The organism is Streptomyces lacaronensis (assembly GCF_047337785.1).
GTDB classification, from domain to species: domain Bacteria; phylum Actinomycetota; class Actinomycetes; order Streptomycetales; family Streptomycetaceae; genus Streptomyces; species Streptomyces lycopersici.
In genome coordinates this window covers 361,603-373,039 of the sequence record NZ_JBLHDK010000003.1, presented here as the reverse complement: position 1 = coordinate 373,039, position 11,437 = coordinate 361,603, and the positions used below count along the sequence as shown (strand labels likewise).

At 72.5% G+C, this 11,437-nt stretch carries 1 protein-coding gene; it reads left to right on the top strand.

All coding sequences use genetic code 11. The annotated features are described in order from the left end of the window. Positions 1-79: 79 nt before the first annotated feature. A complete protein-coding gene (locus tag ACMTAK_RS02720; RefSeq protein ID WP_461773806.1) occupies positions 80-11,173 on the top strand; it encodes a type I polyketide synthase in 11,094 nt (3,697 codons plus the stop codon). Positions 11,174-11,437: the final 264 nt, after the last annotated feature.

Below are 11,437 nucleotides of genomic sequence, written 5' to 3'. Positions count from 1 at the left end.
CCCTGCCCCAGCCTTCTTCACCCCCTTCACCCCCTTCACCCGCAGGTTCTGCATGCCCGCCCGACCCCCCGAGGTAGTGATGTCGGAACAGGAAAAGCTTCTCGGTTACCTCCGACGAGTGACGGCCGACCTCCATGAGACGCGCGGCCGGCTACGGGAGCTGGAAGCCGTGGCAGGCGAGCCGATCGCCGTCGTCGGCATGGCCTGCCGCTACCCCGGTGGCGTCACCACCCCCGAGGACCTGTGGCACCTGGTGCGGGAAGGCACCGACGCCATCACACCGTTCCCCGACGACCGGGGCTGGGACACCGAAGCCGTCTACGATCCCGACCCCGATGCCCCCGGGCGCACATACACGCGGGCGGGTGGCTTCGTCGCCGACGTCGGGCACTTCGATGCCGGCTTCTTCGGTATCTCCCCCCGTGAGGCTCAGGCCATGGACCCACAACAGCGGCTGTCGCTGGAGACCTCCTGGGAGGCCGTCGAACGGTCCGCCATCGACCCCTCCTCCCTGAAGGGGTGCGACGTAGGGGTGTTCGTCGGAGCCGGCCTGCCCGACTACGGGCCGCGGTTGCACGCCGTCGCCGACGGTATGGAAGGACATCTCGTCACCGGCAGCTCCCCCAGCGTCGTCTCCGGACGCATCGCCTACAGCCTCGGCCTGGAGGGCCCCGCGGTCACGATCGACACCGCCTGCTCCTCCTCCCTCGTCGCCCTCCACCTCGCGGTGCAGTCCCTGCGCCGGGGCGAATGCTCCCTCGCGCTCGCCGGCGGTGTCACCGTCATGTCCACCCCCGGCACCTTCATCGGCTTCAGCCGGCAGCGGGGCCTCGCCCCGGACGGCCGCTGCAAGCCCTTCTCGGCCGCGGGCGACGGTTTCGGCCCGGCGGAAGGCGCGGGCATGCTCTGCCTCGAACGGCTCTCCGACGCCCACCGCGCCGGGCACCCTGTCCTCGCGGTCGTCCGCGGTACCGCGATCAATCAGGACGGCGCCAGCAGCGGCCTCTCCGCGCCCAGCGGTCCCGCTCAAGAGCGGGTGATCCGGGCGGCGTTGGCGGACGCGGGGCTGTCCGCGGACGATGTGGACGTGGTGGAGGCGCATGGGACGGGGACGAAGCTCGGCGACCCGATCGAAGCTGACGCACTGCTCGCCACGTATGGGCGGGGGCGGGACCCGGAGCGGCCGTTGTGGCTGGGGTCGGTGAAGTCCAACATCGGGCACACGCAGGCGGCGGCGGGTGTCGCGGGTGTGATCAAGATGGTGTCGGCGTTGCGGCAGGGTGTGGTGCCGCGGACGTTGCACGTGGATGAGCCGTCGCCGCACGTGGACTGGTCCGCCGGTACGGTACGTCTGCTGACCGACCCGCTCGACTGGCCGCAGGGTGACCAGCCGCGCCGCTTCGGCGTCTCCTCGTTCGGTATCAGCGGCACCAACGCGCACATCATCGTCGAAGAGGCACCGGTGCCCGACGGCGTACCCCAGGAGCCCCCCGCCCCCACGCGCGAAAGCGAACTGGCGCCGGCGCCCTGGACGCTGTCGGCCAAGTCCGAGGCCGCACTGCGCGACCAGGCCGGCCGGCTCGCCGCCCATCTTGTACAGCATCCCGACCACACCCTCGCGGACATCGGCCACACACTCGCCACGACCCGCACTGCCTTCGATCACCGGGCGGTACTTCTCACCCCTGGCCTCCCGCACGCCATTGAGCAGTTGACGCAGCTCGCGACCGGCCGGGAAACCACCGAACTCATCACCGGCAGCGCCCACCACGGCTCCGGACCCGTCTTTGTGTTTCCGGGTCAGGGGTCGCAGTGGGTGGGGATGGCGGTGGGGTTGTTGGAGTCCTCGCCCGTGTTCGCACGGCGGATGGGTGAGTGCGCTGATGCGCTGGCTCGGCTGGTGGAGTGGTCGTTGCCGGATGTGCTGTCGGATGAGCGGGCGCTGGCCCGTGTCGATGTGGTGCAGCCGGTGTTGTGGGCGGTGATGGTGTCGTTGGCTGAGGTGTGGCGTTCGTATGGTGTGGAGCCGTCGGCTGTGGTGGGTCATTCGCAGGGGGAGATTGCTGCGGCGGTGGTGGCGGGTGCTTTGTCGTTGGAGGAGGGGGCGCGGTTGGTGGTGTTGCGGAGTCGGGCGTTGGTGGTGTTGTCGGGTCGGGGTGGGATGGTTTCGGTTGCTGCTGGGGTGGAGGTGGTGCGGCGGTTGGTTGCGTCGTATGGGGGTGGTCTTTGTGTGGCGGCGGTGAATGGTCCTTCGGCGGTTGTTGTGTCGGGTGGTGTTGGTGAGCTTGAGGGGTTTTTGGCGGGGTGTGAGGCTGGTGGTGTTCGGGCTCGTCGTATTCCGGTGGATTACGCCTCTCACTGTGTGCAGGTGGAGGCGATTCGGGGTGAGGTGGAGGAGGCGGTCTCTGGTGTGGTGCCGCGTGTTGCGGAGGTGCCGTTCTACTCGACGGTGACTGGTGGCGTTGTGGATACGACGGGGTTGGATGCGGGGTACTGGTATCGGAATTTGCGTTCTCCGGTTCGGTTCGAGGAGACGGTGCGGGTGCTTCTCGATGCGGGGTTCCGGCAGTTTGTCGAGGTGAGTGCGCATCCTGTGCTCACGCCGGGTGTTGAGCAGACCGCGGGGGACTACGGGAGCGATGTGTCGGTGGTGGGCACGTTGCGGCGTGATGAGGGTGGTCAGGCGCGTGTGTTGAGGTCTCTTGCCGAGGCGTACGTCGCGGGTGCGCCTGTGAAGTGGGCGCGGGTTTACGGCGGTACCGGTGCACGCCGGGTCGACCTCCCGACATACGCCTTCCAACGACAGCGTTACTGGCTCGCCCCAAGCGCCCCTGCCGACGCCGCCCCCATCGGCATGGAATCCATGGGACACCCACTGCTCGACGCCGGTATACCGCTGCCCGACTCCGACGGCCACTTCCTCACCGGCCGTTGGTCACTGCGTACCCACCCCTGGCTTGCCGACCACACCGTGCGCGGCCGGACCGTGGTGCCGGGAACCGCCCTGGTGGAGACCGTCCTGCGCGCGGCGGACAGCGTCGGGTGCGACCGGCTCGACGAACTCAGCCTGGAGACACCGGTGGTGCTCCCCGAGGACGGCGGAGCGCTGCGTGTCCAGGTGACCAGCACCGGATCGGAGGGGAGCGACGGCCGCCGGTACGTCAGCCTGCACACCTGTGGTACCGACGGCGTCTGGACCCGCCATGCGCGCGGCACCGTCGTGACCGCTGGTGTATCCGGTGAACCGGCCGGCCTCGGCAGTTGGCCACCGGCGGGGGCGCGGCCGGTGGAGACGGCAGGGCTGTACGAGCGGCTGAGTGACGACGGCCTGGCCTACGGGCCGGTCTTCCGCGGCCTGGAGCGCGTCTGGCGCCGAGGGGAGGAGATTTACGCCGAGGCCGCGCTGCCCGAGGTGGCGCGCCGGGCCGGCGACGGTTTCGGCCTGCATCCGGCGTTGCTGGACGCGGCGTTGCACGCGTGGTCGGCGGGTGCGGACGACGCGGGTCCGGGCGGCGTGCGGCTGCCGTTCCTGTGGACCGGTGTCACTTTGCACGCCACCGGTGCGACGAAGCTGCGGGTACGCCTCACACCGGTTACCGGCGGCGGCATGTCGGTCCTGGTGGCGGACGACACGGGCCGTCCGGTGGCCTCGGTCGAGGCCCTGGTCACCCGGCCCCTCGGAGAAGGCGGCGGCGACCCCGCGGACACGCACACCACCGCTGCCCCGCACCGCGTCGAGTGGACGCCCCTATCGGCCACGGACATCGAGGGCCGGGCTCGGCGTCTCGCCGTCGTCAGCGGCGAAGCACTCGGCCTCGACCGGCTCGGCGACGGCTACGAGGATCTGGCAGACCTCGCCGGGCAGGTGGCCGCCGGAGAGTGCCCGCCGCCGGATTATGTGCTGGCCGGTATCGCCCCTTCCGCCGGAACGGACGTCGCGTCTGAGGCCATGTCCACCACGGGCCGGGCCCTGTCGCTCGTTCAGGACTGGCTCGCGGACGAGACGTCCGCCGCGACCGGGGCCCGGCTGGTGCTCGTCACGCGGGGAGCCGTCGCCGTCGCGGCGGGCGAGGGTGTGTCCGACCTGACCGCCTCCCCGGTCTGGGGGCTGGTGCGGTCCGCGCAGACCGAACACCCCGGCCGCTTCGTTCTCGTCGATCTCGACGCGGACGAAGCCTCACTCACCGCGCTGCCGGCCGCTCTGGAGACCGGAGAACCGCAGTTGGCGCTGCGACGCGGCGCACCGAGCATCCCCGGGGTGGCCGCCGTCCCCGCCACTCCGAAGCTCCCCGACGGTCCCTGGCGCCTCCAGGTCGACCCGGAAGCCGAGCTTGACGGTATGTCACTCGTCCCCTGCGACGCGGCGACCCGCGCGCTGGGCCCGCATGAGGTGCGTGTCGAGGTGCGCGCGGTGGGGCTGAACTTCCGTGATGTTCTGGTCTCGCTCGGTATGTATCCCGACGCTGAGAACGCTCTGATGGGCAGCGAAGGCGCCGGAGTGGTGGTGGAGGTGGGGTCTGGTGTGAGGGGTGTGTCTGTTGGTGATCGTGTGATGGGTGTGTGGGAGGACGGGTTTCGGTCGTCGGTGGTGGTGGATGAGTGTGTGGTGGTGGGGGTGCCGGCGGGGTGGAGTTTTGAGCAGGCTGCTTCGGTGCCGGTGGCGTTTGTGACGGCGTATTACGCGTTGGTGGATCTGGCGGGTGTGCGTGCGGGGGAGTCGGTGCTGATCCACTCGGCTGCTGGTGGGGTGGGGATGGCGGCGGTGCAGTTGGCGCGTTATCTGGGTGCGGAGGTGTTTGCGACGGCGAGTGAGGCGAAGTGGTCGGTGGTGCGGGGGTTGGGGGTGTCGGGGGAGCGGATTGCGTCGTCGCGTTCGGCGGAGTTCGAGAGGGTTTTCCGGCCGGGTGTGGGTCCGGGTGTGGATGTGGTTTTGGATTCGTTGGCGGGGGAGTTGGTGGATGCGTCGCTGCGGTTGGTGCGGCCGGGCGGGCGGTTTGTGGAGATGGGGAAGTCGGATGTGCGGGATGCGGGGGAGGTGGCGGCGGCTTTTGGTGGGGTGTGGTATCGGGCGTTTGACCTTGCGGAGGCGGGTGTTGAGCGGTTGGGTGAGGTGTTGCGTGAGGTGGTGGGGCTTTTTGAGGCGGGGGTATTGGAGTTGCTGCCGGTGGGGGTGGGGGATGTGCGGCGGGCTGGTGAGGTGTTTGGTGTGATGAGGCGGGCGCGACATGTGGGGAAGTTGGTGTTGAGCGTGCCGGTGGTGTCTGATGCGGGTGATGGTTGGGTGGTGGTGTCGGGGGCGTCGGGTGTGCTGGGGGGTGTGGTGGCCCGTCATCTGGTGGCTGAGCGGGGTGTGCGGCGGTTGTTGTTGCTCAGTCGTCGGGGTGAGGAGGCGCCGGGGGCGGAGGGTTTGGTGGCGGAGTTGGTGGCTGGGGGTGCTGAGGTGCGGGTTGTGGCGTGTGATGTGGCGGATCGGGATGCGTTGGCGGGGGTGCTGTCGTCCCTGGAGGGTGGGGTGTCGGGGGTGGTGCATGCGGCGGGTGTGTTGGATGACGTGATGGTGGAGTCGTTGAGTGCGGAGCGGTTGGCGGGGGTGCTGGCGGCGAAGGTGACGGGTGCCTGGAACCTGCATCAGCTCACCCTCGGCCACGACGTTCAGTCATTCGTGGTGTTCTCGTCTGCGGCTGGTGTGTTGGGGGCGGCGGGGCAGGCGAACTACGCGGCGGGGAATACGTTCCTGGATGCCCTGGTGGCGTTTCGGCGGTCGCGTGGGTTGCCGGGTGTGTCGATTGCCTGGGGGTTGTGGGAGCAGCGTTCGGTGATGACCGAAGGTCTGGACGACATCGACCTCACCCGCATCGCCCGCACCGGAATCCAGGAACTTTCCACCGAGGACGGTCTGGAACTGTTCGACCGCGCGACCGAGTCTCCCGAGAGCCTCCTCCTGGCCGCCCGCCTCGACCCCCGCGCCCTCGGCACGGCCGACCCGAACGCTCCTGTGCACCCCATGCTGCGCACCCTTGTTCGCCGGCCCGCGGCCCCCCGCCGCCGAGCCCTCGCCGCACCGGAGGCCGGTCCCGACACCGACGGGCCGACCGCGCTGCGGCAGCGACTGCTCGCCCAGCGGCCGGACGACCGCCGGAACACGGTGCTCGATCTCGTACGCACCCGGGTCTCGGCCGTGCTCGGACACGACGACCTGGGCGCCGTCGCGCCGGATCTGGCGTTCAAGGACCTTGGACTGGACTCCCTGACGGCCGTCGACCTCCGTAACCGGCTCAGCACGGCGACCGGACTGCGACTGCCCGCCACACTCGCGTTCGACCATCCGAGCAGCAGCGCCCTCGCCGGGCACCTCCTCACGGAGATCCTCGGCCCGGACGCCCTTGCGGCGCACGCCGTCGGGGCGGAAGGCGAGATCCTCCCGGCCACCGCCGACCCGCGGCCCGCCGACGCCACCGGCAGCCCCGACGACCACGACCTGATCGCCATCGTCGGCATGGCCTGCCGCTACCCCGGCGGCGTCACCACCCCCGAGGACCTGTGGCGGCTCGTCACCTCCGGCGGGGACGCGATCGGCGGACTGCCCACCGACCGTGGCTGGGACCTCGACGCTCTGCACGACCCCGACCCGGACGCACCTGGCCGGACCTATGTCCGCGAGGGCGGATTCCTCTATGACGCGGGCCGCTTCGACGCGGAGTTCTTCGGTGTCTCGCCCGTCGAGGCGCTGGCCATGGACCCGCAGCAGCGCCTACTCCTGGAGACCAGCTGGGAAGCGGTCGAGCGGGCCGGGATCGTTCCGGCCGCGCTACGCGGCAGCCGGACCGGTGTGTTCGTCGGCTCCCACTACCAGGAGTACGGCCCCCGCCTGCACGAGGCCGGCCAGGGCGCCGAGGGGCATCTGCTCACCGGCACCGCCGGCAGCGTCGTGTCCGGGCGGGTGGCCTACGTCCTCGGGCTCGAAGGGCCCGCGGTCACCGTGGACACCGCGTGCTCGTCCTCCCTCGTGGCCCTGCACATGGCCGTACGGTCGCTGCGCACCGGCGAGTGCGACCTCGCCCTGGCCGGGGGCGTCGCCGTGATGCCCGGACCCGGCGCGCTGATGGGCTTCAGCCGGCAGCGCGGCCTGGCCCCCGACGGACGCTGCAAGGCGTTCTCCGAGGACGCCGACGGCACCTCCCTGGCCGAAGGCGCGGGCGTCCTGCTGGTCGAGCGGCTGTCGGACGCCCGCCGCAACGGGCACCGCGTCCTGGGAGTCATACGTGGTACGGCGACGAACCAGGACGGCGCCTCCAACGGGCTGTCGGCCCCGAACGGACCCGCTCAGCAGCGCGTCATCCGTGCCGCCCTCGCGGACGCCCGGCTCGCCCCCGCGGACGTGGACGCCGTGGAGGCGCACGGCACCGGGACCAGGCTCGGCGACCCGATCGAGGCGCAGGCCGTACTGGCGACGTACGGACAGGACCGCGGCAGTGGACGACAGCCGCTGTGGCTCGGCTCGATCAAGGCGAACATCGGGCACACCCAGGCCGCGGCCGGAGTGGCCGGCGTCATCAAGATGGTGCAGGCGCTGGAACACGGTGTACTGCCCGCCTCACTGCACCTCGGCCGACCCTCGGAGCACGTCGACTGGTCCAGCGGTGACGTCGCACTGCTGCGGGAGCCCGTGGCCTGGCCCGCGGCGGACCGGCCGCGGCGCGCCGGTGTCTCCTCGTTCGGCATCAGCGGCACCAACGCGCACGTCATCGTCGAAGAGGCTCCGCCCGAGGACGGGGTGGTCGAAGAGGCCCCGCCCGAGGACGGGGCGGCCCCGGCGCCTTCCCCCTCCGAAGCCGGGACGACCGTGCCGTGGATCGTCTCCGCGCGGTCCGCGGACGCCCTGCGGGACCAGGCCCGCCACCTGCTCACCCACCTGAGGCACGGGCGGCACGTGGTGCGCACCGGCGTGCCCGTCGACCCGGCGGACGTCGCGGCGGCCCTGGCGACCCAGCGGTCGGTGTTCGAGCACCGGGCCGCCGTGCTCGGGGAGCGGCAGGAGGACCTCACCACGGGGCTCGCCGCGCTGGCCGCCGGCCGGCCCGCGCCGCGCCTGGTGACCGGCACTGCCACCACCGGCAGGACGGCCGTGCTGTTCACCGGCCAGGGCAGCCAGCGCGTCGGCATGGGGCGCACGCTGCACGCGACGTACCCCGCCTTCGCCGACGCCTTCGACGCGGCCTGCGCCCACTTCGACGCGCTTCTGCCCGGACGACCGGCCGTGCGTGACGTCGTGCTGGGCGAGCACGAGGGTGCGGAACGCGAGCTGGCCCGCACCCTGTACGCCCAGTGCGGGCTGTTCGCCGTGGAGACCGCGCTCTACCGGCTCGTCGAGTCCTGGGGCGTACGGCCCGACGCCGTGGCCGGGCACTCCATCGGTGAGGTCGTCGCCGCGCATGTCGCCGGTGTGCTCACGCTCCCCGACGCCTGCGCGCTCGTCGCGGCCCGCGGCCGGCTCATCCAGGAACTGCCGGACGGCGGAGTCATGGTGGCCGTCAGGGCCGCCGAGGCCGACGTTTTGCCGCTGCTGGCCGGCCATCAGGGCGCGGTGGGCGTGGCCGCCGTCAACGGGCCCGAGGCCGTCGTCCTCTCGGGCACGCGCGACGCCGTCGAGAAGGTCGTCGCCGTGCTGCGCGAACGCGGTGCCGAGACGAAGCGGCTCGATGTGTCGCACGCCTTCCACTCGCCGCTCATGGAACCCGTTCTCACCGCGTTCCGGGACGAGGTGAGCCGACTGGCCTTCGCCGCACCCGAACTGCTTGTGATGTCCCACCTGACCGGCGAGCCGCTGCCCGCGGACCGGCCGTGCGGTGCCGACCACTGGGTGCGGCACATACGGGAACCGGTCCGGTTCGCCGACGGTGTGACCGCGCTCGCCGCCCAGGGGGTCACCACCTTCCTGGAACTCGGCCCGGACGGAGTGTTGTCGGCCCTCGGCCAGGACTGCGCGCCCGAGGCGGAGTTCCTGCCCTCGCTGCACGCGGACGCCGACGAGACGGCGTCCCTGACCGAGGCGCTCGCCCACCTGTTCGTGCGCGGCACGGACGTCGACTGGTCCGCCGTCGCCCGCGTACTCGGCCGTACGCCGCGCCCCGTACGCCTTCCGACGTACGCCTTCCAGCGCGCGGACTACTGGCTGCCCTCCACGGGTGTCGCCGCGCACCGCGACGACACCCCCGACGGCCGCCTACGGGACGCCGCGGCGCACGGTGACGACGCGGCACTCGCCGCCGAGCTGGCTCTCGGCGACGCGGAGAGCACGGCCACGCTGCTGCCGCTGCTCGCCGCCTACCGGCGCCGCCGCCACGACGACACGCTCGTCGACGGCTGGCGCTACCGCACCACCTGGACACCGGTCGCCGTCCCGGCCGCCGAGCCGGCCGGTACCTGGCTCGTCGCCGTCCCCGGGCGGCTCGCCGCCGACCCCTGGGTCACCCGTCTCACCGAGGCGCTGTCCGCCGGAGGTGCGACTCCGGTGACCGTGCCCGTCACCCACCCCGGCGGCCTCGCCGGGGAACTCGGCGACGCGGTGGCCGGTGCCGGCCCCGTCTCCGGGGTGCTGTCCCTGCTCGCCCTCGCCGCCGGACCCGACCCGGAGCACGACGCGGTGCCCCAGGGCGTGGCCCTCACCCTGGCGCTGTCGCGGGCCCTGGACGAGACCGGAGTGCGCGTCCCCGTATGGCACGCGACCAGGTCCGCCGCCGCCGTCGGCGGTGCCGAACGGGTGTGCCGGCCCGAGCAGTTCGGCGTACGGGCCCTCGGACGTGTCGCCGTCCTGGAGACGCCCGAACGGTGGGCCGGCACCGTCGATCTGCCCGAGCACCTCGACGGCTGGGTGGGCGATCGGCTCGGCGCCGTCCTGGCGCAAGGCATCGGGGAGAGCGAGATCGCCATCCGCGGCTGGGGAGTCTTCGCCCGCCGCGTCGTCCCGGACACCGCCCTCGTCCCGGGTTCCGCGCCCGCCCGCACCGCCGCCCCCGCCGGGCCGTGGCCGTCCACCGGCACCGTCCTGATCACCGGCGGCACAGGCGCCCTCGGTCGGCAGGTCGCCCTGCGGCTGGCCCGCGCCGGTGCCGGACACCTCCTGCTCGCCTCCCGGCGCGGCCCCGCCGCCGACGGGGCCGCCGCGCTGCGCGACGAACTCATGGCCCTCGGCGCCCAAGCCTCCCTCGTCGCCTGCGACGTCGGCGACCGCGCCGCCGTCGCCGCCCTGCTGGACGGTATCCCGGCCGACCGGCCGCTGACCGCTGTGGTGCACGCCGCGGGAGTCATCGACCACGGCGACCTCACGGCGATGACCCCGGCACGGTTCCAGGCGGTGGCACGGGCCAGGTCCCAGGCCGCCCGCCATCTGCACGACCTCACCCGGGACCGGGACCTCACCGCCTTCGTGCTGTTCTCGTCCCTCACCGGCACCGTCGGCGCTGCCGGGCAGGCCAACTACGCGGTCGCCAACGCCCTGCTGGACGCCCTCGCCGAGGAACGGAGCGCCGCGGGGCTGCCGGTGACCTGTGTGGCCTGGGGACCGTGGGCCGACGCCGGCATGGCGGACGCGGGCGGTGCGGGCGGCCGTACCGTCGGACACAGCGGTCTCACCCCGATGGAGCCCGGTCTCGCCCTGCGGGCGCTGGAGCGTGCCGTGGCCGCCGAGGACAGCCGTGTCGCCGTCCTCGACGCCGACTGGCCGCGCTTCGCCGGACACCTCGCCGACGACCCCGGGGCCCGCCCCCTTGCCCGGCTCCTCGACGGCATCCCCGCTGTCCGCCAAGCGGCCACGGCCGCGGCGTCCCCGGGCCCGCACAGTCCGGAGGAGTTCGGGAAACAGCTCCAGGCCCTGCCCCCGGCAGAACGCGAGGCGGAACTGTTGCGCGTCGTGTGCACCCACGCCGCCGTCGTCCTCGGGCACGGCACCCCGGACGTCATCGCCCCCGGCCGTGGCTTTGTCGAGATGGGCTTCGACTCCCTCACCGCCACCCGGCTGCGCAACCGGCTTGCCGCCACCACCGGCCTCCAGGTCAGCGCCGCAACCGTCTTCGCCCACCCCACCCCGGACACTCTGGCCGCGCATCTGCTCGGTCTGTACGACGCCCCGCGACCCCGGCGGCGCCCACGGCTGCGCCCCCGCAGCCGGGACTGACCACGCCGTAAAGGTGGCTTTCCCGCGCGGACCGCGACCGCGACCGCGTCCGCGTGACCGGTCCGCCACCGCCGACGGCTTGGCGCGCACCGTCGGACGGGTCCTGTCGAACGGCCGCGCCGTCATCGCCCGCGGCCTTGGCCGCAGTTACGGCGACAGTGCGCCGAACGAGGGCGGACATGTCGTCAGTACCGGTTGGCGGTGGCCGAGGACCGCCCGGCCCGGGCCCTCGTCGTGGGCACCGCGTGCCGGCTCGGGCCTCTC